The organism is Curtobacterium sp. MCLR17_031, from assembly GCF_003234775.2.
Lineage (GTDB): Bacteria > Actinomycetota > Actinomycetes > Actinomycetales > Microbacteriaceae > Curtobacterium > Curtobacterium flaccumfaciens.
Map to the genome: position 1 here is coordinate 3108004 of NZ_CP126270.1, position 24675 is coordinate 3132678.

The window sequence follows — 24675 nt, forward strand, 5'->3', positions numbered from 1 at the left end:
AGGGTCAGGAGCGGACGAGCCGCGCGATCGCCTGGCTGGCCTCGCGCACCTTCTCGTCGGCGGCGTCCCCGCCCTCGGCGACGGCCTCGGCGACGCAGTGCGCCAGGTGGTCCTCGAGCAGCGACAGCGCGACGCGTTCGAGCGCTCGGTTCGCCGCCGAGATCTGGGTCAGGACGTCGATGCAGTACGTCTCGTCCTCGACCATCCGCGCGATGCCGCGCACCTGCCCCTCGGCGCGACGGAGTCGCTTGAGCAGGTCGTCCTTGTCGCCGATGTACCCGACGTGTTCGTGCATGTCCGCCTCCACCGTTCTCAATACGGTACCCCCCTAGGGTATTCCTTTCCTTGTCCGGTGCAACTGATGGCATGATCGGCGCATGGACCCCTCGACGACGAACGGATTCCGCCGGCTGCGGTTCTCCGACGGCGAGGGTTCCGACTACTCCGAGATCTTCACGGCCGAGTACGGCGGCTCGGACTTCGCCTCCGAGACCTTCGCCACCGACGACACCCGGTACGAGTACACGGTCGTGGGCGACGACGACCTGTCGCTGCGCACCATGCGGGCCGAGGGCGGTCGGCGGGGCGGGGTCATCGGCGTGCGGGACGACCACGTGGTGTTCTGGCTGACCAAGGGCCGGCTCGAGATGCACTTCGCCGACCGCACCCGCGTCGTCGAGCCGGGCAGCCCGTACATCGCGTCGGCGTCCGAGGCCTACCGGTTCGAGTCCGACGGCACCGTCTACAACGGCGTGCACGTGTCCGACCGGTTCCTGCGGAGCGTCGGCCGCGACCTCGGCTACCGCCTGCCCGACGGCCCACTGCTGTTCGACCAGCAGGACGAGGTCGTCGCCCGGCGCGAACCCCTGCGGCACCTGATCCGTGAACTCGGGCCGGCCCTGGTCGACGAGCGCGTGCTCGGGCCGATGCGGACCGCGCTGAACCGCCGGCTGGCCGTCGTCATCCTCGACACGTTCCCGATCCGGAACCGCGGCGACGACGTCCCCGTGGCGAACCGGCTCCGCGACGCGATCCGCTTCATCGAGCTGCACGCCGCCGAACGCCCCTCGGTCCCCACGATCGCCGCCGCCTGCGGACTGAGCCAGCGCGGGCTGCAGGACGTCTTCGCCCGGACGCTCGACACCACCCCGCACCGGTTCCTCCGCGACCACCGCCTGGACCGGGTGCGCGAGGAGCTGCTCCGCGCGGACCGGGGCGGCCCGGTCGCCCCGGCGGACTGTCCGCTCGTGTCCTCCGGCATCGCCGCGATCGCCCGCCGCTGGGGCTTCACCAACCCGGGCCGGTTCGCCGAGACCTACCGCGACCGGTTCGGTGAGGACCCCGCCGTGACGAAACGCACGTCGCTGGCTGCGCAGCCGGAGGCCGGCAAGGCGTCGTGGCGTGTCCGTCGTGCGGTGTCGTACATCGAGCAGCACCTCGACGACCCGCTCACGCTCGACGACATCGCGGCCGCCGCAGGGGTGCTCCCCCGACGGCTGCAACAGCTCTTCCGCGAGGAGCGCGGCGAGTCCCCGATGGCCTGTGTCCGTGCCATGCGGGCCGCTGCAGAGCGCAACGGCGCGGCCGGAAACGGCTGAACGGCCGGACCGGACACCCCGGGGGTACACACAGATCCCCGGATTTCCGGGGTTCCCTGGAAAGCAGCCGAATCCGAGAAGTCGTGTGTGACGAATCTCTTCCACAGCCCGTCTCATCCGTGAACAGCAACCGCTGGGAACGCCCGGCGGGTCAACGGAAGGAATGAACCATGGCTGACACCATCACCCCCACCCCGGCCACCACGGCGACCCGTGCCACCTCGCACGCCGGCACCAGCGGCGTCACCGGCAAGACCGTCATCGACGACACCGTCGTGTCGAAGGTCGCCGGCATCGCCGCCCGCGAGGTCAACGGCGTGCACTCCCTCGGCAACGGCGCAGCCCGTGCCATCGGCGCGATCCGCGACGCCATCGGCCAGCGCGACTTCGGTCAGGGCGTCAAGGTCGAGGTCGGCGAGAAGCAGGTCGCCGCGGACATCGTGATCGTCGCCGAGTACCCGGTGTCGCTCCAGCAGGTCGCCGACGGCGTCCGTGCCGGTGTCGCCCGTGCCCTCGAGCAGATCGTCGGCATGGAGGTCGCCGAGGTCAACGTGACCGTCCAGGACGTCTACATCCCGGGCGACGACGACGACAACGAGGACGAGAAGAAGGAAGCCCGAGTCGCATGAGCAACACGCTGATCGGCGCCCTCATCGGCGCAGTCCTCGCCGTCGTGGCACTGCAGTTCGGGTTCTGGGGCTTCGTGCTCGTCATCGTCTTCGGTGCGATCGGGGCCCTCGTGGCCGCACTCGCCACCGGGCGCATCGACCGCGGTGCGCTGACCGACGTGCTGACCGGACGCCGGAGCTCCCGGTGAACGCCGGCCCGGACGTCCCGGGCCGCGTCGAGATCACCGCACGCGCGCTCACCTCGCTGGCGCGGGCCGTCGCAGCCGAAGGGCTCGGCGCCCCCGCCAAGCGGGTGCGCGTCGGACTCGGCGACGCGTCGGGAGCACTGTCGCTCGACATCACCGGGCCGATCGCCGCGAGCGACGACATCGTCTCCGGGTCGATCCGGATCGCGGACCAGGTCAAGGGCCGCGTGAGCGACCTGACCGGGCGTCGCGTCGGCAGTGCCCACATCGAACTCACCGGGATCGTGCGCGAGCACGAGTCCCGTGCCCGCTAGGAGGCCATCATGAGCAACGGTTCCGTCGAACGACGCATCCGTCGTCGGAGCGTGCACCGCTCCCGCTCCACAGCAGTGGCGGTGGCACTCGTGGTGCTCGCCCTGGTGGCCGCCTGGATCGGCACCGAGGCGGTGCTCAGCGCCATCGGACGCCCGCCGCTGGTCGCCGACCCCCAGACCGTGGTCGACACGGCGCTCCGTCCGGACGCCGCGTTCGTCACCATCGTCGAGGTCATCGCGGGTGTGCTCGTCGTCCTCGGCGTCGTGCTGGTCGTCCTGGCGCTCAAGCCCGGCCGCCAGCACCGATCGGTCGTCGAACACGAGCGCGGTGCGGTCGTCATCGACGCCCGCATCGTCGCCTCCACCGCGGCGAACGCTGCAGGCATGGCGGCCGGTGTCCCCGAGGGGAACGCCTCCGCCACCGCCCGTGGCCGTTCCACCGAGGTCCGCATCGTCCCCGTCACGGGTGTGCCGGTCGACGAGGCGAGCGTCCGCGCCGCCGTCGTGGAGCGTCTGAGCGGTCTCGACGAGCGCTTCGGCCGACGCGTCCGCGTCCGGGTCGAGGAGAAGGGAACCCTCGCATGACCAAGAGCAACCGGACCCTCAACCGGATCATCCTGTTCATCCTCGGCCTCGTCGCCGTCGTCGTCGGGATCGCGATGGGCGCGGGTGTGCTGCCCGCCGTCCAGGACGCCGTCAAGCCGTACGTCGACCTCCCCCGCAGCCTCGACGTCCCCGCGTCCACGCTGTGGATCGTCGCCGGGGCCGCGGCCCTCGTGATCGTCCTGTCGCTCGTGTGGGTGTTCACCCGCGGTGGTGGCGGCACGTCCGTCGCCGTCCGGGAACACTCGGGCGACGATGCGGTCACCGTCAACGTCGCACTCGTCCGGGACGTCCTCGAGCACGAACTCGCGGGTGTCCGCGACGTGGTCGGCTCCCGGGTCGACACCTACCTCGTCCGCCGGCAGCGCGCCGCCCGGATCCGTGTCGCGGTCCGCCGCGGCGGGGACGCCGTCAGCGTGCTCGACGCCGTCGACCGAGCCGTCGCGGTCCTCGACCGCACCCTCGGCCGTCCGGTCCCGGTGCTCGTGCACCTGACCGGCGGTACCCGCTCCGCGCTCGCGAAGTCGACCCGCGTCCACTGACACCCGTCAGCCGGACGCACCCCGGGCCTCCCGGCCCACCACCACACCACCGGGCGCACGCCCACTCACGAAAGGACCCGTCATGGGACTCGACGACAAGATCAAGAACGCCGCTCAGGACCTCGCCGGCAAGGCGAAGGAAGCCGTCGGCAACCTGACCAACGACGACGCCAAGGTCGCCGAAGGCAAGAAGGACCAGACCGCTGCGAGCGCGAAGCAGACCGGCGAGGACGTCAAGGACGTCTTCAAGAAGTAGGTCGCACGACCGCATCGGGGCACCCGTCGAACGGGTGCCCCGATGCGTCCCCGCGCAGATCCCGAACGAGGAGGAACCATGCAGCACGACCCCCATGCGAACACGCAGGTCACCGAGGTGACCCTGCCCGCAGCACTGACGGAGCCGCTGCCCGACGACGCGAGCACCGCGACGATCGTCGCGCGCACCGCGGCGGAGACCGCGCTCGGCGTGCCCGGCGTGCACCACCTCGGCGGGATCGCCGCCCGTGCCGCCGACCAGCTGCGGAAGCAGCTCGGCCGCTCGGCGGGCACCGCCGGCGTGCAGGTCGACGAAGAGGACGGTGTGCTCGCCGTGCAGGTCGCCGTCGTCGTCAGCTACCCACACCCGGTGCTGGACGTCGCCGCCGAGGTCCGGCAGCAGGTCACCGCAGCCACCCGACAGCTGTCCGACCTCCGCACCTCGGTCGACGTGCGCGTCCTCGACGTGCACGGACCGTTCGACGACGAGCAGTCCCCGCTCGGCCGCGCCGCCGAGCAGGCGACCGATGCCGTGAAGCAGGCGGCGGAGTCGACCGGCGAGGCCGTCAAGCAGGCCGCCGAGACCACCGCGGACGCCACCAAGCGCGCCGCGACGGCCACGGCGGACGCGACGAAGCAGGCCGCCGACGCCACGGCCGACGTGGCGAAGCAGGCCGCGTCGGCCACTGCGGACGCCACCAAGCAGGCAGCGTCCGCCACAGCCGACGCCACCAAGCAGGCCGCGTCCGCCACAGCCGACGCCACCAAGCAGGCCGCCGACGCGACAGCCGACGCCACCAAGCGCGCTGCCGACGCCACCGCCGACACGACGAAGCGTGCCGTCGACGCCGCCGCCGAGACGGGCGAGCGTGTGCATGACGCCGCCTCGGAGTCCCTGGCTCGGGCATCGGAGCAGGCGGCCGATGCGGCATCGTCCGCGAAGGACGCCGCCGAGCAGGCCCGTGACGTCGTCGTCGACGCAGCCGGCACGACCCGCGAGCGGGCCGCCGACGCTGCCGATGCCGCGGCGGACGCTGCCGACGACGCAGCCGTCGCCGCCGGTGCGGCAGCGGATGCCGCCGCGGCTCCCCGTCACCGGGACCAGCCGTGACCACCGCCTGGTCCGGAGGGCGCCGGTCCCGCGACCGGCGCCCCCGACCCCGCGGCGTCTGGATCGCCGGCGGCATCGGGGTCTTCCTCGTGATGGCCATCGCGGTCGGCGGGTTCCTGCCGCTGGTCGGGTTCCTCGGCGGGGTCACCGCCACCACTGCCGGTCTCGTGCCGTTCCCGTTCGTCCGGGTCACCCTGATCGCCCTGCTCGGTGCGGTCGTGGTGCTCGGCCTGCTCCTGCTCGCCCTGACCCGCCGGCACACCGCCACCGCGACGACCGCCGTCGTGCTCGCCGTCCTGGTGAGCCTGGCGGTCACCCTGGTCCCCGTCGTCCTGGTCGCCGTCGGGTCCGCCGACCGCGCCGGCGACGTCTGGCCGATCGTCACCGAGCTCTGGACCCGCTTCACCGGCTGACGTCGTGCTCACGGTCCCGGCCTGGAGGCCCGCCCCACCCGACCCGGTCGGCGCACCCGGGTGGTCCTCCGGTCCACTGCCCGTCCGCTAGCCTCGCGACGTGAAGCGTCTCTCCCCCGGCCAGCGCTGGGTCATCGGTCTCGGCGCGTTCGCGCTCGTCTGTCTCGTCGTCGGCGTCATCGGTCTGGTGGTCGGGGTCACGAACCGGTACGGGTGCCTCTCCGACTCCGAGGTCTGGCCCCGGTCCCGCTGCCTCGGCGACGACTCCGGGATCTCCTGGGGCAGCGCCCTCGGCATCATCGGGCTGCTGCACCTCGGCCTGACCGGACTGGCCGGTGCACTCGTCTGGACCTCGACCCCTGCGATCGCTCCGCGTCCCGTCAAGCGTCCGACGCCGCGCCCCGGCGAGACGCACCGGGTCTTCTCCTACGGCACGCTCCAGCAGCCGCTCGTGCAGGAGTCACTGTTCGGCGACCACGTCCCCACCACCCCGGACTCCCTGCCCGGCTGGCGGCTCGACTGGGTGACGATCACCGACCCGGACGTCATCCGCACGAGCGGCTCCGACCGGCACCCGATCCTCCGCCGCGGCTCTGCCGGCGACGTCGTCGAGGGTGTGGCCCTGACGCTCGGGTACGAGTGGCAGCTCCGCGCGGTCGACGGCTACGAGGTTGCCGACTACCAGCGCATCCGGGTCACGCTGGCCTCGGGCTGGACTGCCTGGGTCTACGTGGCGGCCGACGAGGCCTGAGCCGCGGCGCGCAGCCGTTCGAGCCCCTCGTCGATCGACACCGACGGGGTCCACCGCAGGTCCTGCCGGGTCCGTCGCTGGTCGAACCAGTGCGCGGTCGACAGCTGTTCGGCCAGGAACCGGGTCATCGGCGGTTCGTCCTCCCCCGGCCGGACGCGCCAGACGGCCTCGACCACGGAGCCCGCGGCCCGCGCGACCGCGGCCGGCACGTGCCACTGCGGCGGTCGGACGCCCGACGCCGTGCAGATGCCGGCGAGCAGGTCGGCGACCGGGCGGGGCTCACCGTTCGTGACGACGTACGCGTTGCCGTGGACGCCGTCGTCCGTGACGCGTTCGAGCGCCGCGACCATGGCCGTCGCGGCGTTGTCGACGTAGAGCGTGTCGATGAGCGCGGCGCCGGAGTCGAGCAGCGGGAGCCGTCCGGCGCGGGCACGCTCGACGATCCGTCCGACGAGCTGCGTGTCACCCGGACCCCACACCAGGTGCGGCCGGACCGCCACGACGGCGAAGTCCGGGGCGTCGGCGTCGAGTGCCAGCAGCTCCGCCGCGGCCTTGGTGCGGGCGTAGTCTCCACGAGCACGGGACGGTTCAGCCGGACCGGCATCGGCACCGACGAGCGACGACCCGGTGTGCGCGACCGACGGCGACGACACGAAGACGAAGCGCCCGACGCCGGCTGCACGGGCGGCCTGCAGCAGCGAGCGCGTGCCCTCGATGTTGACCCGGGCGAAGTCGGCCGGGTCCCCGGCGAGTGACACCTTCGCGGCCAGGTGCACGACGGCCTCGACCCCGTCGACCGCGCGGGCGACCGCGGCGTCGTCGGTCATCGTGCCGGCGACGTCCTGCACCCCGGGCACACCGGATGGACGGCGCTGGAACGTCCGGACCTCGTGCCCGGCGTCCCGCACGGCGGCGGCGGTGGCCTGCCCGAGGAACCCGCTGGCCCCGGTGACCAGGACCTTCACGGGCGGACCATCCGTCCGCCGTCTCGAACCGCGACGGGTCGGCGATTCGTGCTCACCGACACCTCACGCCCCCGACGGCCCGTGAGGTGTCGGTGAGCGCGTGAGAACGCGCCGATCACGGACGGACCATCCGTCCGCCGGACAGCACCGAGCCGGCCCAGCGGGACAGCCGGGTGCGGTCGACCTTGGAGTTGTGCCGGATGTCGGTCGGCAGCACGGGCACGACGAGCACCGCGGCGAGTGGGACTCCGGCGGCGGCACGGACCGCTGCGGCGAGCGACGGCGACGCCAGCCCGGCCCGGAGCACGGCAGGGTCGGTCTCGACGACGGCCACCACCTGCTGGGTGCCGATCGGCCCGATGCCCGCGACGCCGGCACGTCCGACACCGTCGACGCCCTCGATCCGCTGTTCCGGCCCGACCGGCGTGACGACCCCGTCCGGAGTCACCAGCACGTGCTGCAGCCGGCCCTCGACCCAGATCCGTCCCGCGGCGTCCAGGTGTCCGACGTCCCCGGTGCGGTGCCCGCGCGGGTCGTCGACCCCGAGGCGCGAGACCCGGTCGGTGCGCCAGAGCCGGTCGTAGTGGTCGCGCACGTGGGGTGCCGCGACGACGATCTCGCCGGTGACCCCGGGCTCGTCCGTCAGCGCTCCGGTCGAGCGACCCGAACCGTCGAGCGGTGCGATGCGGACGCGGACGTTCGCTGCCGGCACCCCGACGCAGATCCCCTCGTCGTCGGACCGGCCGGCGGCACGGACCCCGTCGAGGTCGACGTCCGTCATGAGCAGCCCCTCGGTCATGCCGTAGGGGGTGTGGGCACTGGCGTTCGGCATCAGCTCGGTCGCCGCTGTGAGCAGCGCAGCCGAGACGGGAGCCCCGGCCGACAGGAACAGCCGCACGCCCTTCAGTGCCTGGCGGTCGGCGTCGGTGAGCTCCGACGCGGTCGCGACGACGTTCGCCAGGGCCGCCGGCGACAGGAACACCACGGTGGCGTCGGCCGCGGCGACCGAGGCCGCGACCGCCTTCGCCGTCAGGGTGCGCGGCGCGGTGACGTCCATGTCGGGCGCGACCGACCGCGCCCCGAGGGCCGGGCCGAGCAGCGCGAACGGTGCGAACCCGGCGACGAGCCCTGTACCGACCCCGACGTCGTACTGGGTGGCAAGGGCGTCCCGGACGGCGCTGAGCTGCCCGTGCGTGTACACGACGCCCTTCGCCGGGCCGGTCGACCCCGAGGTGAAGAGCACGGCGGCGGGAGCGTCCGACGACGGGGCCGCCGGCAGCGCGGCGCCGTGGGCGAGACGGCGGGCACCACGTCGGGCGACGTCGACGAGCGTGTGCTCCACCCGCAGTGCCTTCCGTGCCGGTGCGGGCAGCGAGAGCGTCGCGATGCGGCGCCCCGGCCAGCCGAGGGCACGCGCGGCACCGAGCCCGGGCAGCGCGCCGATGATCCAGTCGGGTCGGGCTCCGCGGACCGCGCGGGTCAGGCCGCCGAGTCCGAGACCGGCGTCCGCGACGACGACGACCGCGCCGATCCGCACGCAGGCGTACAGGACGGCGGTCAGGTCGGCACCGGGGGTCACCAGGAGCGAGACACGGTCGCCGCTGCGGACGCCCAGGTCGTCGAGGCCAGCGGCGATCTCGTCGACCCGTCGGGCGAGCAGCCGCCACGTGATCGTGCGGGGGCCACCGGCGGCGGCCATCTCGACCAGCGCGGGTTCGTCACTGTCACGCAGTTCGTCGAGCCGTGCCCAGAGCGGCGGGGTCGCCGGTGCGGGCTGGCCCGGGTCCACGGCGTCGGACTGGGCCCACGCCGCCGGTTCCGGAGCGACGCGCCAGCGGCGGGCCGGCCGTGCCGGTGGGGAGAGGCCCGTGGGGGCCTGCGCAGGACCGCGGCCGTCCGGCAGGCGGTCACCGAGCCAGTCGAACACCGCGCCCGCCACGTCGGCGTCATCAGGCAGCAGGTGTCCGGCACCCTCGAACCGGTGGACGTCGGCGTGCGGCACGCGTTCGGTCAGGTCGTCCAGGTAGCGCTCGAGGAACACCGGGTCGCGCGGACCCCAGAGCAGGAGCACCGGCACGTCGAGCGCGGCGACCCCGGCGGCGATGCGGTCGAGTTCGGGTGCGCTCCGATGCCGGGCGTCGACGGGGATGTCCGCGACGAACCCGCCGATGCCACCGCGACGGGCGGCACCGCGGTAGGGCGCCCGGTAGCCGTCGGCCGTGGCACGGTCGAGCTTCGGGTGCGCGATGGCCAGGGTGGTCTCGAGGAACGCCGGGGTCACGACCGTCGCGCGGCCGAGCATCCCCGGGCCGAGGGCGAGCCGCAGCGGTGCCGGGATCGGGGCGTCGTCGGGCTGGTGCACGGCGGTGTTGCACGTCATCGCGGCGGCCAGGACGTCCGGGTGGTCGACCGCCCAACCGAGCGACACGACACCACCCCAGTCGTGGCCGAGGGTGACGACCGGTCCGGTCAGCCCGAGTTCGTCGGTCAGGGCTCCGAGGTCCGCGACGCGCTGCGCCAGTCCCCGCTCGACGCCGGTGCGCTCCGAGAAGCCCATGTCGAGCTGGTCGACGGCGACCACACGCCAGGCCGGTCCGCCGGCCTGCGCGACCTCGAGCGAGGTGCGGAGCACCGACCGCCACAGGTACGACCAGGTCGGGTTGCCGTGCACGCAGAGGATCGTGCCGACCGGTTCCACGCCGAGCGCGGCCAGGGACCCGGCCGTGTCGAGGAGGTGCCAGGTGCGCGCGGCGCGATCTGTGCCTCCCGTCCGCTCTGCAGACCACGCGGGGACCGTGACCAGACGCGACCAGGCCGGGTCGAGGCCGGGCAGGGAGGGCGGCTGCGTCGCCGGAGCCGTGCTCGCGGCGACGCGGGGCAGCCGGGACGTCACCAGTGGAGTTCCATCATCGCCGTGTTGATGCCGGAACCGACGCCACCCAGGAACACGCGGTCACCGCGACGGATGCCGCCGGAGGCGACCTCGTCGGCGAGGGTGATCGGGATCGACGCGGGGCCGACGTTGCCGAACCGCTGGTAGGTGGTGGGGACCTTGTCGCGCGGGATGCCGATCGCCTCGACGAAGGCGTTGGTGTGCACGTCGGAGACCTGGTGCAGCACGTAGCGGTCCATGTCGGCCCAGTCGAAGTGGGCGCGGGCCTCGGTCCAGGCGGCGACGACGAGCTCCATGCCGCCCTTGAGCAGCATCTTCGCGTCCGTGAACATGCCGTCGACGCTGCCCACGCACAGGTCGTACCACTGGGTCGCCGCGCGGGTGACGCCGCCGACGATCCGGTGTCCTTCGGGGTGCAGGTCCGCCGGGCCGAGCACGGCCGCCGCGGCACCGGACCCGAGGGTCAGGCTGGCGAACTCGCTCATGAAGTCCTTGCGGTTCCGGCCGCCCTGGTTCAGGCGGTCGATGGTGTTGAGCTGCACCTGGTCGGCGTCCTCGCCGTCGACGACGAGCGCGTACTTGATCTGCCCGGAGTCGATCATGCCCGCGGCGACGCTCATGGCGTTGACGAACCCCAGGCAGGCGTTCGCGATGTCGAAGTTGATGGCGGACGACGGCAGCCCGAGGCCGTGGTGCAGGCGGACGGCAACCGACGGCTCGAGGTGCGGACGGGTCACCGAGGTGTTGATGAGCAACCCGATCTCGTCCGGACGGACCCCGGCTTCGGCCATGGCACGGCGGCCGGCGTCGATCGCGGCGTCCTGGAAGGTCTGGCCCTCGCCCCAGTTGCGACGCTCGATGACCCCGGCGACGCGCTCGAGCAGTCCCATCGGCAGACGGAGTCGACGGAGGACCCCGCGGAGCTTGGCCTCGATGTCGGCCGAGGTCGTCACACGCTCCGCCGTGGTGGTCGCCACGGAGAGCAGTGAGACGTTCCGGTGCTTCGCCGTGGCGTTGCCGGGCTGCTCCGGTTCACTGCTCGATGCCTGGTCGACCGGCCGTTCCGTCATGATCGTCACCGACACATACTTCCGCATCTGGCCTGTGTGCGCGATCCGGATGCGCTGGACGGCTCCGGATCCAAGCAGCTCTCGCACGTGCAATGAATATTTCAGAGGGCGGTAATCGTCTTATGACAGATCGCGATGCGGGCTACGTACCGCTAGATACCGCACGCCGTGCCGCCCGAACCTCATTGTTGATGTGGCAGCTTCTCATGAGGCGCCGAGCGGGCGCTGGCGCGCCCTCTCGGCGGCCCCGCTGTTCCGTCGTCAGCGACACCGGCGCGGGCCGGGACGCCTCGTGACCCACCGGACGCCCAAGCCGCGCGGTCGCGTCGACGCGGCGGTGGAGCAGATCGGCCGCGAACTGACCAAGCGACGGTAGCGCTGGTCGCGCCGTCAGTCGTGAGCTGTGGATCGCTCGCCTGGCACGATGCCGTCATGGATCTCGACGCGCTGTACGCACTACCTCCGGCGGACCAACGCACGTTCCTGCTGGGGCGACTGTCCACGGAGACGACCCGCATGGACATCGCCCTGCGGTTCCTCAACGCCGCCCTGGACGGCGTGGGCGAAGTCGATGCGCTCCGAGACGCGCCCGACCGGTTGCAGACCAACGTCGACGAGTGCGAGGCGAAGGTAGCCGCCACCGACCGACTGTCGAACGACGAGCGCCCGCTCGTCAGCGGGACCCTCGACGCAGCTCGCACCGTCTACCAGCGCCGGAACCGTTTCGTGCACGACCTGCTCCGAGAGGATCTCTTCACGAAGGACTGGGAGCTCTTGAGGCTGAACCGGAACGGCGAGGAGTTCACGACGACGAATGCCGCGGACATGATCGCGCTGGTCTGTGAGCTCGTCAGCGTGACCTACCGGCTCCGCGGTGCGGCGATCTACGCACTGCAGGGCGGCTGGGCGGCAATGGCGTTGGGCGACGTCAGGGGGCGCTGGGACGGCACTGTTGATGCCAGCCATTGAAGCGCGCGCCCTGAAAGAGCACAGACCGCGCGGGCTCTTGGGACGATGGTACGGATGACGATCACATCGACGTTTGCAAAACGGGCAGCCCCGCGATGGGACTGCCCGTTTTGCGCTTCACTAATAAATTGAGCTTTCCAGGAATTCACCTGAGTCACTCAGGAGCACTTAGACCGGAACGACTATCCACTCATCGCCTGGACGCCGCACCCGGTAGCTGCTGTCGGTGGCGAGCGGACCGCGCAACCAGACGGTGGAGTCCGGTGACATCCCCGCAAGCATGGTCATGCCACCGTCAACGGGCAGGGGGATGCCTGCCGTGTCGAGGTATCCGCCGACCGACAGGTGCACGCCATCGAACTCCCTAGCGATAGCGGACCAGTCTGGTAGAAACCATGCGGTTCCAGGGACACTGCCGCCCCAGCTAGATCCCCTGGCTGCCGTTACCTCCATCGGGGCTCGCTGCACGAGCGCAGTCCACGCGTCGGGGCCGTCGATCTCGTAAATGTGCGCAGCGTCTGGGGTTTTCACGTGATGAACGATGGCGTTCTCACGTCCCCAATCGTCTTCGTTCACGAGGAGCAGGAGCGGGATCTGATCGACGGCGCTCGAGGTGACGAGAACGTTCGGCGCGAGTGGAATTGACCACCAAGCTGGCGTTTCGTGGTCGCCGCAGGCCTGCTCGCACCATCGGGCAATGTCGACGTTCGGCGAGCCGGTCGGGAGTGGCTCGCGCCACTGCCCGAGCCACTCCACCGCGTACTGCGAATCACGCGCCAGTTCTAGATCGAACGCGTCACCGCCACTGCCCCCTGCGCGCTGGCTGTGCCTGAGGGAGCTACTCCCCTGCCACAAGTACGGCTCTTCTGCAGCCTCCGCCAGAGCGGCCAGGGGGCTAGCACCCGCGCGCAGGGCGCCGATTGCAATTGGCCGTCGACTTTGCACCATCGTCACGCTCCGCAGGGTTGGTCTCTGTGGACAGAGTTAGCCACGGTATAATACTTCTTCCCGTGGGTGATTTCTGAAGTCAGCCCTCGGTCTGCAACGGCTCCTTCGGCAGCTTCCGCACCTTCGCGCGCCGCTTGCGACGCTCCGGGATCATCGACCGCATCTCCTCGAGCTTGCCGAAGCAGAGCAGGCGGTCGCCCGGTTCGAGGGCGACGCCACTGCGCGGGTTCGGGATGACGTTCGAGCCGCGGTGCAGCGTGAGGACCGTGATGTCGCGGTCCCAGAGCCCGGACTCCTTGATCGTCTTGCCGACCAGGTCGGCGTTGGTGTGCACGAGGAGCTCGGCGACGCCGTAGCCGGTCGAGACGGACAGCCGCTGGCGGACGTCGATCTCGGGGAACGCGACCTGGTTCGCGATGAAGTCGACGATCGCACCGGCGATGTCGAGGCCGGTGGCGCGCTCGACGCCCTCCAGCCCGGGCGACGAGTTGACCTCCATCACGAGCGGCCCGTCGTTGCCCTCGAGCATGTCGACGCCGGCGACCTTGAGGCCCATGATCTGCGCCGAGCGGACGGCCACGGCCTCGTACTCGGGCGAGAGCGTGACCTTCTCGACGGTGCCGCCGCGGTGCACGTTGGAGCGGAACTCGTCGCCCGAGGCGGTCCGACGCATCGCCGCCACGACCCGGTCACCGACGACGAGGGCCCGGATGTCACGGCCGCGGCTCTCGGCGATGAACCGCTGGATCAGGACGTTCTGCTTCGTGGAGTGCAGGGTCTCGACGATCGACTCGGCCACCTTCGCCTCGGGTGCCAGGATCACGCCGATGCCCTGCGTGCCCTCGAGGAGCTTGATGACGACGGGCGCGCCACCGACCCGTTCGATCGCGCCGCGCACGTCGTTGCGGCCGGCCACGAAGGTCGTCGCCGGCATGCCGATGTCGTGCCGCGACAGGATCTGGTTCGCCCGGAGCTTGTCGCGCGAGTTCGTGATGCCGTTCGCCGTGTTCGGCGTGTAGACGTCCATCTGCTCGAACTGGCGCACCACGGCGGTGCCGTAGTAGGTGATCGAGTTGCCGATGCGCGGCAGCACGGCGTCGTAGTCGCTCAGCAGCTTGCCGCGGTAGAGCAGGTCCGGGTCGTCACCGGACAGGTCGATCGCGAAGCGCAGGGTGTTGAGCACCTTGACCTCGTGGCCGCGGTCGAGTGCCGCTGCGCGGAGGCGCTGGGTCGAGTACGCCTGGGGCGCGCGCGACAGGATGGCGAGTTTCATCGAGGGGTTCTCCGCTGGGTCGGATCGACGGCGACGCCCCATCAAAGCATGCGGACGTGGCCACGGAGCATGCGACAGGATGGGCACATGGCCCGCGCTCCGAAGTCCTCCGACAGCGGGCTCGTCGTCGCCGGGTGGCGGGAGTGGGCGGGACTGCCGGACCTCGGCGTGCCGTGGATCAAGGTGAAGCTCGACACCGGCGCCCGGAGCTCCGCGTTGCACGCCTTCGACCTCGAGGAACTGCCCGGCGAGCGGGTCCGGTTCTCGCTGCACCCCTGGCAGGACACCGATGCGGACGCCTCCACCATCGAGTGCGACGTGCACGACCGCCGCATCGTCCGCAGCTCGACCGGGCACACCCAGGAGCGCATCGTCGTCCGCACGCGGATCGCGTTGGCCGGGCAGGTCGTCGAGTCCGAGGTCACCTTGAGCAACCGTGACCAGATGGGGTTCCGGATGCTCGTCGGTCGCGAGGCGCTCCGGCAGGGCTTCCTCGTCGATCCTGCACGGTCCTTCATGGCCGGGCGCGCTCCGAAGGAGATCCGGCGCCGCAACCGCGGTCGCGCCTGAGCGCTCCTGGGCGCTCCTGGTCACGCAGCACGGGCCGTTGCGGTGACCGGTTGACGGCCTGGAGGCGCGGTGCGGGGCCGCCACGGGCCTCCCGTCCGCCTCGACGCGCGCCTCGGGCGCGCTGGTCGGGCGCGCTGGTCGGGGCGCTCGTCGGCTCAGTGACCGAGGTGGCGGCCGAGGAAGGCGAGCTGCTGGGGCGCCAGGCGGCGCCAGTAGCCGTGCGTGTGGGCGCCGGGTTCGAAGCCCCCGGCCGGAGGCGTGTCGAAGCCGTCGACGTAGGCGTGCACCGCCGGCGCGAACCCGTCACCGTTGCCGCAGTCGACGCGGACGGCGACACCGTCCAGGGCGCGCTGACGCCCGAGGACGGTGTTCGCGCGGAAGTCGGCCGCGTCGTCGAAGGCGCCGCGGGCGGTGTCGGCGGCCGACTTCCAGAGCGCGGGGCTGATGGCCGAGACCGCCCGGACGCGCGAGGCACCGAGGACCCCTGCGAGCCGGAGGGCGCCGAAGCCACCCATCGAGTAGCCGGTCAGGGCGAGGCGGTCCGTGTCGAAGCCGCGGCGGGCGATCAGGGGCAGGAACTCGTCGACGACCATCGCGGCGGGGTCGTCCCCGTCGGCTCGTCGGTGCCAGTAGCGGTTGCCGCCGTCGATCGAGGCGATCGCGAACGGTGCTCCTCCGTCGGCGACGTGCGCTGCGAGGAACCGGTCGTAGCCCAGGCTCCGCCCGAAGAACGAGGTGTGGTCGTCGCCGTAGCCGTGCAGGGCGACCGCCACCGGCAAGGGGGTGTCGGATGCCGGGGCCGCGATCGTCCAGCCGACGGTGCGGCCCTTCCGCGCTGCCGACACGAAGGTGCCGGAGGCGGTGGGGACCGCCTCGACGTCGGGGACCGTGCCGTCGGTGCCGTCCAGACCGAGGACCCGGTACAGGGTCGAGCGTCCGGGCAGCAGGCCGAGGTTGATCCCCTCGGCCACGGCTCCCGCGGCGACGACGCCCGTGCCACCGATCAGCAGGGAACGGCGGGTGATCGTGGCAGCACGCGATCGGGTCATGTGGTGGGCGCCGTTCCGTCTGGGGTGTGTTCCCGGATGAGGGACGCGGCGACGGACCGTGCCGTCGTCGTGTCGAGCGCGGGGTCGCGCAACCGCATCGCAAGGTAACCGGAGACGATGAGCAGCAGCTGGTCGGCGAGGACCTCGGCACGGGGACCGACCACCGGCACCGCCTGTGCCACGAGTCGCCGGCGCAACGTGGTGGTCTCGAGGTCCAGGACCTGTCGGACCTCGGCGGGGGCGTCGGCGTACTCGGCGGCGGTGCCGAGGAAAGCACACCAGCGGGAGCCCGTGGGCGTCGAGCGGTAGGCGTCGAGGGCGTCGAACACCGCCAGGAGTCGGCCCAGGTCGTCCCGTTCGGCGGCGACCGCACGGTCCCAGGTGGCGATCCAGTCCTCGTGGCGACGGGTGAGGGCCGCGGCGACCAGGGACTCCTTGCTCGCGTAGCCGCGGTACAGCGTGGCCGTCGAGACCCCGGCCCGTTCGAGGACCGCGTCGATCGGGGTGGCGGCGATGCCCTGTGAGAAGAAGAGCTCCTCGGCGGCGTCGAGCAGCCGTTGCTCGGTCCCTGGGCGTATCACCATGAGAGCACCCTAGGCTCTGAAAAGTGAAACGCTCGTTTTCGTTACGACAGCGACTGCTCCTCGTGAGCGGACTCGGCCTGATCGCCGCCACCTACGGGCTGGTGCGGCTGGCCTACGGGCTGTTCCTGCCCGACGTGCAGCGCGACCTGGGGCTCCGGGCAGACGCCGCCGGGTGGGTCTCGTCGGGTGCCTCGGCGCTGTACTGCGTCGGTGCGGTGGCCGGGTTCCTGCTCGCCGCACGGATGCCCCGCGTGCTCGTCACGGTCGCGACCCTGGTGGCGGGGGTCGGCGCGATCGCCATGGCGACGGCCGGCGGGTCACTGGCGTTCGGCATCAGCGCCGTGGCCGCGTCGGCGGGGGCCGGACTCGCGTCCCCCGCCCTCGTCCGGATCGTCGCCGAGCAGGTGCCGTCGGCGCTGCTCGGTCGAGCACAGGCGATCGTGAACGCCGGCACCGGCCCCGGGCTCGTGGGCGCCGGGGTGCTCGCCCTCGTGCTGCTGCCCGACTGGCGGACGGCCTGGGCGGTGTCCGGGGTGTTCGCCCTGGCCGTCGGAGCCCTGCTGCTCGCGGTGTCCCGCGGCGGGGCTGCCGCGTCCCGGGCACCACTTCCCGGTGTTCCGTGGTTCGCGGCGCACCGAGGGGTCCTCGTGCTGGCGCTGCTGTTCGGGGCCGGGTCCGCCGTCGTCTGGACCTACGGACGTTCGGCGCTGGTGGAGGCCGGTGCGTCGGTCGTCGTCTCGGTGTCGGCCTGGATCGCGCTCGGGATCGGTGGTGCGGCCGTCGTGGTCACCGCGCGTTGGACGAACGGACTGCGCGCCCGGACGCTCTGGGCGGTCACGGCGGGGTCGGTCGCCGTCGCCGTCGTCGTGCTGGGGGCAGCGCCGCAAGCGACGGTCGCGGCACTGCTGGCGTGTGCCGTGTTCGGCTGGGGCTACACGGCGGCGACCGGGGCACTGATCGCGTGGACGACCGAGATCGATGCCGAGCGGTCGTCGGCGGGCACGTCGATGCTCTTCGTCGCACTCGTGCTCGGGCAGGCCGTCGGTGCGGCGGGTGCCGGGGCGCTCGTCGGTGCGATCGGGTTCGTCGCGACGTTCGTGGTCGGGGCAGGTGTGACCGCGGCGAGCGCCGTTCCTGCGGTGGTCCCTCGGCCGGGTGGGGTCCGTGCCGTCAGAGCAGCGGGCGGAGCTCGATCTTCCGGTTGCACGCCTGTGACGCCTGGTGGGCCACCCGGGCCGCCGTCTCGGCATCCGGGAGGTCCATGACCCAGAACCCGGCGACGTACTCGTCGGAGTTGCTGGCGGGCCCGGTGCCCGTGTCGGCCGCGCCCCCGCGGGCGTCGATCACGGTGGCGTCAGCGGGTGCGGAGACCCCGGCGGCGAACACGATCGCGTCGGCCATCCGTTGGTTGAAGGCGTCGACCGCGGCGGCTTCCGCGTCGGTCGCGGAGTACGTGTCGCCGACGGCGGCGGCCTGGCCGTCGTCGATGACGTTGACGAGGAACTGCATGGCGTCTCCCCTGCTCGTTGGCGGGAGGCTACTCCTGGTCGAGCGCACCCAGTAGCGTTTCCTGCATGGGGACGACGGCGGAGTGGTCGCGACTGCCGGTGGGGCGGCACGAGTACCGGCAGGACGCGGTGCTCGCAGTTGTGCTGGCCGGTGGGCTCGCCGTCACGACGTTCCTGTACGGGTCGGCCGGTACCTACGGTGACGACCAGGCCGAGTGGTGGGTCTCGGCACTGATGATCGTCGCGAACGCGGCCCCGATCGCGTTCCGCCGACGGTTCCCGATGTCGGTGGCCCTGGTGTCGGCGGTGGCGTTCGCCGCGACGCAGCTGCTCCAGGTGCCCGAGGTCTTCCTCGTCAACTTCACGCTCTTCATCGCGCTGTACACGGTGGGCGCGTGGTGCTCCGACCGGGTGCGGGCCGAAGCGGTGCGCTGGGTCGTCATCGGTGGCATGTTCGCGTGGCTGTTCGTCGCGATCTCGTTCGGGTGGGCGTCGCCGAACGCGCTGCCGAACGACACGGACTCCCCCGTGGCGCCCTACGTCGCGATCTCGCTGCTCAACATCGTCATCAACGTCATCTACTTCGGCGCCGCCTGGTACGCCGGCAACCGCGCCTGGGTCTCCGCCGTCGCACGGCACCAGCTCGCCGAACGCACCGCCGAACTCGCCGCCGAGCGGGAGCGGTCCGCAGCACAGGCCGTCACGATCGAGCGGGTCCGGATCGCCCGCGAGCTGCACGACGTCGTCGCCCACCACGTCTCGCTGATGGGCGTGCAGGCGGGTGCTGCACGACGCGTGATCGACCGCGACCCGGCTCAGGCGTCGGCATCGCTCGGGGTGGTCGAGGAGAGCGCCCGCACCGCGGTGGAGGAACTCCGGCGGATGCTCGGCACCCTGCGCTCCGACGACGACGCGGTCGGCCTCGGGACACCGCACGGCGACGGCCCGAGCACCGAGGGCATCACGCGGATCGCCGAACTGGCCGAGTCCGCCCGGGTGGCTGGCCACCCCGCCGAGTACGTCGTCGTGGGCGACGAGCGCCCGGTGCCGCCGACGGTGGCCGCGGTGGCGTACCGGATCGTGCAGGAGGCCGTGACGAACATCCTGAAGCACGCCGGCCCGACCGCCCGCGCCGACGTCCGGCTGCGGTACCTGGACGACGGCGTCGAGGTGGAGGTCACGGACGACGGGCTCGGTGCCCGTGCCGCCCGGAGCACCTCCGGCAGCGGACTCGGACACGTCGGGATGCGGGAACGCGTCGCCGCCGTGGACGGACGGATCGAGATCGGGCCACGAGCCCGGGGAGGCTACCTGGTGCGGGCATGGCTGCCGACGACGTGAACGCGACAACCGACCTGACCATCGTGCTGGCCGACGACCAGGAGCTCGTCCGCGCCGGGTTCCGCGTGATCCTGGAGTCCGAGCCCGGGTTCCGTGTGGTCGGCGAGGCCGCGGACGGCGCCGGGGCGGTCGAGGCCGTGCAGCAGCTCCGTCCGGACGTGGTGTGCCTCGACGTGCAGATGCCCGGCGTGGACGGGCTCGAGGCCGCGCGGCGGATCGCGGCGCTACCGGACCCACCGGCGGTGCTCATCCTCACCACGTTCGACAGCGACGACGCGCTGTTCCAGGCGCTCGAGGCGGGAGCGAGCGGGTTCCTGCTGAAGAACGCCTCCCCCGAGCGGCTGATCGACGCCGTGCGGACCGTCGCCGCCGGGGACGCCCTGCTCGCGCCGGACGTCACGCGCCGGGTGATCAGCCGGGCGACGGCGTCGGCTGCGGTGCAGCCCTCGGCGACCACCACCGCGACGACTGCGACGACCGACACGACTGCCACGACGGGCGACGACGCACTCGCCGCCGCCGGGCTCACCGAGCGGGAGACCGAGGTGCTGCGGCTCCTCGCCCGGGGCCTGAGCAACGCGGAGATCGCCGGCGAGCTCTACGTCGGCGACGCCACCGTGAAGACCCACGTGTCGAACGTGCTGCAGAAACTCGCACTGCGCGACCGGATCCAGGCCGTCGTCTGGGCGTTCGAACACGGCGTCGCCGGCTGACCGAGCCGGGCCGAACCCGCACGAGCCGAACAACCCCGCACCGTGCCGGCTCGCACCCAGCCCGCACCGTGCCCACCACCGCACCCCACGCCCGCACCGTGCGCCTTCGTTCAACCCGTGCGGCCCTGACCGCACCGTGCGCCGCCAGAACGACGCACCGAGCAACCGAACCCGCACGAGCCGAACAAGCGCGCACCGACCCGAAGAAGCCCGCACCCGGCCCACCGGACCGACGCGCGCTCCTCCCCCACGCGGTGGAGTCGACCACCCACCCAAGTCCCGTCTGGCGGCGGAGGCGGGGCGTGCCTCCCGGCCAATAGCGTCGGACGCAGCGACGACCAGCGTCGCGACGAAGGGGAACGACATGCTCACCATCGAAGGGGTGACCAAGCACTTCGGCGACCGCCGGGTGCTCGACGACGTGGGGTTCACGGTCGGCAGCGGCCGCCTCACCGGCTTCGTCGGCGGCAACGGTGCCGGCAAGACCACCACCATGCGCATCATGCTCGGCGTGCTCCAGGCCGACGCGGGCACGGTCTCGATCGACGGCACCGCGGTCCGTCCCGCCGACCGCCGCCGCTTCGGCTACATGCCCGAGGAACGCGGCCTGTACCCGAAGATGCCGGTGGCCGAGCAGATCACCTACCTGGCCCGGCTGCACGGCGTCGACAAGCGCGCCGCGACGACCCGCACCGGCGAGCTGCTCGAACGCCTCGAACTCACCGCACACGCCGGCGACCCCGTCGAGAAGCTCTCGCTCGGCAACCAGCAGCGCGTGCAGATCGCGGCGGCGCTGGCACACGACCCCGAGGTGCTCGTGCTCGACGAGCCGTTCTCGGGCCTCGACCCGATGGCCGTCGACACCGTGCTCGGCGTCCTGCGCGAGACCGCGGCCCGGGGCGTCCCGGTGCTGTTCTCGAGCCACCAGCTCGACGTGGTCGAGCGGCTGTGCGACGACGTCGTCGTCATCGCCGGTGGCACGATCCGCGCCGCCGGTCCGCAGGAGGAACTCCGCAAGCAGGCCGGCCCGGCCGCGTGGGAGCTGCTGGTCGACGGGGACGTCGCCTGGCTCCGCGACGAGCCGGGTGTGGCCGTGCGGGAGTTCGACGGCGGGTACGCGGTCTTCGAGGCCGACGCCGCCACCGCCCAGCGTGTCCTGCAGCGTGCCGTCCAGCACGGCACCGTCGGGTCGTTCTCGCCGCGGGTGCCGCGGCTCAGCGAGGTCTTCCGGGAGGTCGTCCGATGAACAACTCATTCGTGCAGGCCGTGCGGCTCGTCTCCGCACGTGAGATCCAGGCACGCATCCGCAGCAAGGCCTTCGTGGTCTCGGCGCTCATCCTGATCGGCATGGTCGTCGCGTCGATCGTCGTCGGCGGGATCGTGAGCAAGGCCACCGCCGACGACACCACCCCGGTCGCGGTCGTCGACGGCGTCTCGCTGCCGACCACCAGTGGGCTGGACGTCACGGAGTCGGCGTCGGTCGACGAGGCCGAACGGCTCGTGACGAAGGGCGACGTCGACGCGGCGATCGTGCCGTCGGACGACCCGCTCGGCTACAAGGTCGTCGGGCTCGACGAGGCACCGTCCGAGGTCGTCTCGGCGTTGAGCGTCACCCCGCGCATCGAGCTGCTCGACCCGGATGCACTACCGGGCGGGCTGGTGTACCTCATCGCCATCGCGTTCGGCGTCGTGTACTTCGCGTCGGCGGTGACGTTCGGCCAGTCGATCGCGCAGAGCGTCGTCGAGGAGAAGTCGACGCGGGTGGTCGAGATCCTGATGTCCGCGATCCCGGCCCGGGCGCTGCTCGCCGGCAAGGTCCTCGGCAACAGCATCATGGCCTTCGCCCAGATCGTCGCGGTGGCCGTCGCCGCCATCGTCACGTTGGCGGTGACCGGCCAGGACAACATGTTCGCGATGCTCGGCCCGAGCATCCTGTGGTTCATCGGCTTCTTCGCGATCGGGTTCGTGCTCCTCGCGTCGCTGTTCGCCGCGGCGGCCGTGCTCGTCTCCCGTCAAGAGGACGTCGGCAGCGTCACCACGCCGGTGATGATGCTCGTGATGATCCCGTACTTCCTGATCATCGTCGCGTACGACAACCCGACGATCCTCGGCATCATGTCGTACGTGCCGTTCAGTGCCCCGATCGGCATGCCGATGCGGATCTTCCTGGGGACGGCCGAGTGGTGGGAGCCGATCCTGTCGCTCGTCATCGTCGCCGCTTCGGTGGTCGCGGTCGTGGTCATCGGTGCCCGCGTCTACGAGAACGCCCTGCTCCGCACCGGCAGTCGCGTGAAGCTGTCCGAGGCGCTGCGCGGCTGACGCCGGCAGGTACGGCAGGTACGGCAGGTACGGCAGGTACGGCAGGTACGGCAGGTACGGCCAGGAGGCCCGCCCAGCGTGAGCAGATCAGCTCACGTCGGGCGGGCCTTCCGTCGTCAGTCCGTGCGCACCGAGAAGACGTCGCCCGGTTGGCAGCCGAGCACCTCGCACAGTCGGGTGAGGGTGGAGAACCGGATCGCACGGGCCCGGTTGTTCTTGAGCACCGAGAGGTTGACGACGGTGACGCCGACGCGGTCGGCGAGCTCGGTCAGGGTCATCCCGCGCTCGGCCAGCAGGTCGTCGAGGTGGCAGACGACCGCGTGGCCGTCCTCCTGTTCCGGGGGCATCAGACCAGCCCGGCCTGGTCCCGCACCATCCGCTGCGAGGCGGTGAGCGCGAACCGGAAGCAGACGACGACGAGCAGGCCGAGGTACACGGGCAGGAACTGGTGGTCGACCACCGGCGTGGGCAGGTACCCGTCCCATCCGAGCCCGGACACCACCCAGTTCCACCCCATCCGGCGGACGAACGACGGCAGGAACCCGGCGGCCAGCACCGCGCCGCCGAGCCAGTCGAGGATCCGGGTGGTCGAGCGGTCGAAGAGCCCGCCGCGTGAGATCTTCCAGGCCACCGCCGCGACCAGGGCGATGAGGGCGCTGACGAGCAGGACCTCCAGCGCGTCGCCGACGCGGATGTACCCGATCGCACCACCCGGCACGTCGGCGATCGGTGCCCGGAGCACGAGCTGGTCGGACGTCACCGTCGCGCCACCCGGAGGCTGCGGGACGGCACTGGTCTCGCGGATCCGGATCGGCACCGCCACCGTGCCCGAGGCGATCGAGTGGACGAGCAGGTCGACGTACCGCCACACCACGATCGCGATGCCGATCGCACACGAGACGACGTAGGCCAGGTAGGAGTTCCGCCCGCGGGGCGGTTCGTAGACGGGCGTGGTCAAGGCTGCTTCCCCTGTCGATCATCGATACCATCGAATTTCGATGCAACGATAAACGATAGGTCCGGTGCCGGCAACCCCTACAGCAGCCCGAAGGCCGCCTGCATGCCCAGGCACGTCCCCGCCACCAGGACCCAGAGCGCGATGCCGAGCAGCATCGGCCGGAACCCGGCACGGCGGAGCGCGGCGAAGTCCGTCGAGCAGCCGATCGCGGCGAGCGCCACCGTGATGAGGAACGAGGCGGCCGTCGCGAACCCCGGCGCCACGGACGCGGGCAGGACCCCGACCGTCCGGAGCAGCACCACCACGAGGAACCCGATCAGGAACCACGGCACCAACCGGAACACACGGAACCCGCGACCCGGCCCCGAGGCGGGGGCGAGCTGCTCGCGGGAGGCGCGGCGGGCCTCCAGTCCGGCCAGCCCGATGACGATCGGGATGATCATCAGGGTGCGCACCAGCTTCACGACGACCGCGGTGTCGGTCGCCTGGCGGCCGTAGACGGTCGCCGTGGCGACGACGGACGACGTGTCGTTCACGGCGGTGCCCGCGAAGACGCCGAAGGCGTGCTGGCTGAGGCCCAGGGCGTGCCCGAGCAGCGGGAAGGCGAAGACGGCCGCGATGTTGCAGAGGAAGATCGTCGACATCGCGTAGGCGACGTCCGCACTGACCGCGCCGATGACGGGTGTCACGGCGGCGATCGCCGAGGCGCCGCAGACGCCGGTCCCGACGCCGATCAGGGTGCGGAGTGCGCCCGAGACCCGGAGCAGTCTGCCGATCCCCCACGCGGCCACCAGGCAGACGACGAGCGTCGCGAGCATCACCGGCAGGGTCTCACCGCCGATGCGCAGGACCTCACCGATGGACAGCTGCGCGCCGAGCAGGACCACGGCGAACTGCAGGACCCGGCTGGACGAGAACTTCACGCCGGGCGCCAGCGCGGCGAGTGTGCCACCGGTGCGGCGTCGGACGAGCCACCCCACGACGGCACCGATCAGGACGGCGGGGACGGGACCGCCGACCACCGGGACGACCCGGCCGACGAGGGTGGCGACGATGCCGATCGCCACGGCGAGGGCGACACCGGGTGCGGCGGCACGGACGGACTGCATGGGAA

Annotated in this window: 29 protein-coding genes; 17 read left to right on the top strand and 12 right to left on the bottom strand. The window is 71.9% G+C overall.

Going from position 1 to position 24675, the window contains the following annotated elements:
- Positions 1 to 4: 4 nt before the first annotated feature.
- The gene (locus tag DEI96_RS14650) at positions 5 to 295 is read right to left on the bottom strand and encodes a metal-sensitive transcriptional regulator (RefSeq protein WP_027466001.1); all 291 of its coding nucleotides are present in this window, start codon (positions 293 to 295) and stop codon (positions 5 to 7) included.
- A gap of 82 nt (positions 296 to 377) precedes the next feature.
- Here DEI96_RS14650 and DEI96_RS14655 point away from each other — a divergent pair, with 82 nt between their 5' ends.
- From DEI96_RS14655 to DEI96_RS14700, 10 genes are all read left to right on the top strand, one after another.
- Complete coding sequence (locus tag DEI96_RS14655; protein WP_111024450.1) at positions 378 to 1598, top strand: AraC family transcriptional regulator; 1221 nt, start codon at positions 378 to 380, stop codon at positions 1596 to 1598.
- Between the two features lie 170 nt (positions 1599 to 1768).
- Positions 1769 to 2227, top strand: a complete 459-nt coding sequence (locus DEI96_RS14660; protein WP_111024451.1) for an Asp23/Gls24 family envelope stress response protein — start codon at positions 1769 to 1771, stop codon at positions 2225 to 2227.
- Positions 2224 to 2415, top strand: a complete 192-nt coding sequence (locus DEI96_RS14665; RefSeq protein ID WP_017885412.1) for a DUF2273 domain-containing protein — start codon at positions 2224 to 2226, stop codon at positions 2413 to 2415. Before DEI96_RS14660 ends, DEI96_RS14665 begins: the two co-directional genes overlap by 4 nt.
- The gene (locus DEI96_RS14670; protein ID WP_017885411.1) at positions 2412 to 2726 is read left to right on the top strand and encodes a hypothetical protein; all 315 of its coding nucleotides are present in this window, start codon (positions 2412 to 2414) and stop codon (positions 2724 to 2726) included. Before DEI96_RS14665 ends, DEI96_RS14670 begins: the two co-directional genes overlap by 4 nt.
- Before the next feature lie 9 nt (positions 2727 to 2735).
- Positions 2736 to 3311: a DUF6286 domain-containing protein gene (locus tag DEI96_RS14675; protein WP_027465998.1), complete on the top strand. Its 576-nt coding sequence runs from the start codon at positions 2736 to 2738 to the stop codon at positions 3309 to 3311.
- Positions 3308 to 3871 carry an Asp23/Gls24 family envelope stress response protein gene (locus DEI96_RS14680; RefSeq protein WP_111024452.1) on the top strand — a complete coding sequence of 188 codons (564 nt, stop codon included), beginning with the start codon at positions 3308 to 3310 and terminating at the stop codon, positions 3869 to 3871. The genes DEI96_RS14675 and DEI96_RS14680 overlap by 4 nt, the downstream gene beginning before the upstream one ends.
- Before the next feature lie 82 nt (positions 3872 to 3953).
- Positions 3954 to 4127 (top strand): CsbD family protein, encoded by a 174-nt coding sequence (locus DEI96_RS14685; RefSeq protein WP_017885408.1) that lies wholly within the window; start codon positions 3954 to 3956, stop codon positions 4125 to 4127.
- Positions 4128 to 4205: 78 nt separating this feature from the next.
- Positions 4206 to 5237 carry an Asp23/Gls24 family envelope stress response protein gene (locus DEI96_RS14690; RefSeq protein ID WP_181440570.1) on the top strand — a complete coding sequence of 344 codons (1032 nt, stop codon included), beginning with the start codon at positions 4206 to 4208 and terminating at the stop codon, positions 5235 to 5237.
- A complete protein-coding gene (locus DEI96_RS14695) occupies positions 5234 to 5650 on the top strand; it encodes an MFS transporter permease (protein WP_111024454.1) in 417 nt (138 codons plus the stop codon). The genes DEI96_RS14690 and DEI96_RS14695 overlap by 4 nt, the downstream gene beginning before the upstream one ends.
- A 100-nt stretch (positions 5651 to 5750) precedes the next feature.
- Positions 5751 to 6401 carry a gamma-glutamylcyclotransferase family protein gene (locus DEI96_RS14700; protein ID WP_258372937.1) on the top strand — a complete coding sequence of 217 codons (651 nt, stop codon included), beginning with the start codon at positions 5751 to 5753 and terminating at the stop codon, positions 6399 to 6401.
- Here the strand turns inward: DEI96_RS14700 and DEI96_RS14705 are convergent.
- The 3 genes from DEI96_RS14705 to DEI96_RS14715 form a co-directional block, all read right to left on the bottom strand.
- Positions 6377 to 7366, bottom strand: a complete 990-nt coding sequence (locus tag DEI96_RS14705) for an NAD-dependent epimerase/dehydratase family protein (RefSeq protein ID WP_111024455.1) — start codon at positions 7364 to 7366, stop codon at positions 6377 to 6379. The genes DEI96_RS14700 and DEI96_RS14705 overlap by 25 nt on opposite strands.
- Positions 7367 to 7481: 115 nt before the next feature.
- Positions 7482 to 10259, bottom strand: coding sequence for an alpha/beta fold hydrolase (locus DEI96_RS14710; protein WP_258372938.1), 2778 nt, complete (start codon positions 10257 to 10259; stop codon positions 7482 to 7484).
- The gene (locus DEI96_RS14715) at positions 10256 to 11329 is read right to left on the bottom strand and encodes a 3-oxoacyl-ACP synthase III (protein WP_042537701.1); all 1074 of its coding nucleotides are present in this window, start codon (positions 11327 to 11329) and stop codon (positions 10256 to 10258) included. The genes DEI96_RS14710 and DEI96_RS14715 overlap by 4 nt, the downstream gene beginning before the upstream one ends.
- Before the next feature lie 432 nt (positions 11330 to 11761).
- On the opposite strand from DEI96_RS14715, the gene DEI96_RS14720 reads away from it, so the two are divergent.
- Positions 11762 to 12298, top strand: a complete 537-nt coding sequence (locus DEI96_RS14720; protein WP_111024456.1) for a hypothetical protein — start codon at positions 11762 to 11764, stop codon at positions 12296 to 12298.
- A 168-nt stretch (positions 12299 to 12466) separates the two neighbouring features.
- Here DEI96_RS14720 and DEI96_RS14725 read toward each other — a convergent pair whose 3' ends face one another.
- Together DEI96_RS14725 and DEI96_RS14730 are read right to left on the bottom strand one after the other, a co-directional pair.
- Positions 12467 to 13252 (bottom strand): hypothetical protein, encoded by a 786-nt coding sequence (locus tag DEI96_RS14725; protein WP_146246947.1) that lies wholly within the window; start codon positions 13250 to 13252, stop codon positions 12467 to 12469.
- Between the two features lie 73 nt (positions 13253 to 13325).
- The gene (locus DEI96_RS14730; RefSeq protein ID WP_027465990.1) at positions 13326 to 14519 is read right to left on the bottom strand and encodes a RimK family alpha-L-glutamate ligase; all 1194 of its coding nucleotides are present in this window, start codon (positions 14517 to 14519) and stop codon (positions 13326 to 13328) included.
- An 87-nt stretch (positions 14520 to 14606) separates the two neighbouring features.
- On the opposite strand from DEI96_RS14730, the gene DEI96_RS14735 reads away from it, so the two are divergent.
- Entirely contained in the window at positions 14607 to 15089 is a 483-nt protein-coding gene (locus DEI96_RS14735; RefSeq protein WP_027465989.1) for an ATP-dependent zinc protease family protein, read from the top strand.
- Between the two features lie 155 nt (positions 15090 to 15244).
- On the opposite strand, the gene DEI96_RS14740 is transcribed toward DEI96_RS14735, so the two are convergent.
- On the bottom strand, positions 15245 to 16138 hold the full coding sequence (locus tag DEI96_RS14740; RefSeq protein WP_111024458.1) for an alpha/beta hydrolase: 894 nt from the start codon (positions 16136 to 16138) through the stop codon (positions 15245 to 15247).
- Positions 16135 to 16722 carry a TetR/AcrR family transcriptional regulator gene (locus DEI96_RS14745; protein ID WP_111024459.1) on the bottom strand — a complete coding sequence of 196 codons (588 nt, stop codon included), beginning with the start codon at positions 16720 to 16722 and terminating at the stop codon, positions 16135 to 16137. Before DEI96_RS14745 ends, DEI96_RS14740 begins: the two co-directional genes overlap by 4 nt.
- A 62-nt stretch (positions 16723 to 16784) precedes the next feature.
- On the opposite strand from DEI96_RS14745, the gene DEI96_RS14750 reads away from it, so the two are divergent.
- Positions 16785 to 17987 carry an MFS transporter gene (locus tag DEI96_RS14750; protein ID WP_284183610.1) on the top strand — a complete coding sequence of 401 codons (1203 nt, stop codon included), beginning with the start codon at positions 16785 to 16787 and terminating at the stop codon, positions 17985 to 17987.
- Here the strand turns inward: DEI96_RS14750 and DEI96_RS14755 are convergent.
- Positions 17893 to 18231, bottom strand: a complete 339-nt coding sequence (locus tag DEI96_RS14755; RefSeq protein WP_111024461.1) for a YciI family protein — start codon at positions 18229 to 18231, stop codon at positions 17893 to 17895. The genes DEI96_RS14750 and DEI96_RS14755 overlap by 95 nt on opposite strands.
- Before the next feature lie 65 nt (positions 18232 to 18296).
- Between DEI96_RS14755 and DEI96_RS14760 the strand changes: the two genes are divergently transcribed.
- The 4 genes from DEI96_RS14760 to DEI96_RS14775 all read left to right on the top strand — a co-directional run bounded on the left by DEI96_RS14760 (position 18297) and on the right by DEI96_RS14775 (position 22603).
- Positions 18297 to 19571 (top strand): sensor histidine kinase, encoded by a 1275-nt coding sequence (locus DEI96_RS14760; protein WP_111024462.1) that lies wholly within the window; start codon positions 18297 to 18299, stop codon positions 19569 to 19571.
- Positions 19553 to 20284 (top strand): response regulator, encoded by a 732-nt coding sequence (locus DEI96_RS14765; RefSeq protein WP_111024463.1) that lies wholly within the window; start codon positions 19553 to 19555, stop codon positions 20282 to 20284. The genes DEI96_RS14760 and DEI96_RS14765 overlap by 19 nt, the downstream gene beginning before the upstream one ends.
- 364 nt (positions 20285 to 20648) lie before the next feature.
- The gene (locus DEI96_RS14770) at positions 20649 to 21530 is read left to right on the top strand and encodes an ABC transporter ATP-binding protein (protein WP_071245065.1); all 882 of its coding nucleotides are present in this window, start codon (positions 20649 to 20651) and stop codon (positions 21528 to 21530) included.
- Positions 21527 to 22603 carry an ABC transporter permease gene (locus DEI96_RS14775; protein WP_111024464.1) on the top strand — a complete coding sequence of 359 codons (1077 nt, stop codon included), beginning with the start codon at positions 21527 to 21529 and terminating at the stop codon, positions 22601 to 22603. The genes DEI96_RS14770 and DEI96_RS14775 overlap by 4 nt, the downstream gene beginning before the upstream one ends.
- Before the next feature lie 116 nt (positions 22604 to 22719).
- On the opposite strand, the gene DEI96_RS14780 is transcribed toward DEI96_RS14775, so the two are convergent.
- The 3 genes from DEI96_RS14780 to DEI96_RS14790 all read right to left on the bottom strand — a co-directional run bounded on the left by DEI96_RS14780 (position 22720) and on the right by DEI96_RS14790 (position 24670).
- Entirely contained in the window at positions 22720 to 22950 is a 231-nt protein-coding gene (locus DEI96_RS14780) for a helix-turn-helix domain-containing protein (RefSeq protein ID WP_071245067.1), read from the bottom strand.
- Positions 22950 to 23561 (bottom strand): hypothetical protein, encoded by a 612-nt coding sequence (locus tag DEI96_RS14785; RefSeq protein ID WP_111024466.1) that lies wholly within the window; start codon positions 23559 to 23561, stop codon positions 22950 to 22952. Before DEI96_RS14785 ends, DEI96_RS14780 begins: the two co-directional genes overlap by 1 nt.
- A 77-nt stretch (positions 23562 to 23638) precedes the next feature.
- Positions 23639 to 24670 (bottom strand): YeiH family protein, encoded by a 1032-nt coding sequence (locus DEI96_RS14790; RefSeq protein ID WP_111024467.1) that lies wholly within the window; start codon positions 24668 to 24670, stop codon positions 23639 to 23641.
- Between the last annotated feature and the right edge of the window lie 5 nt (positions 24671 to 24675).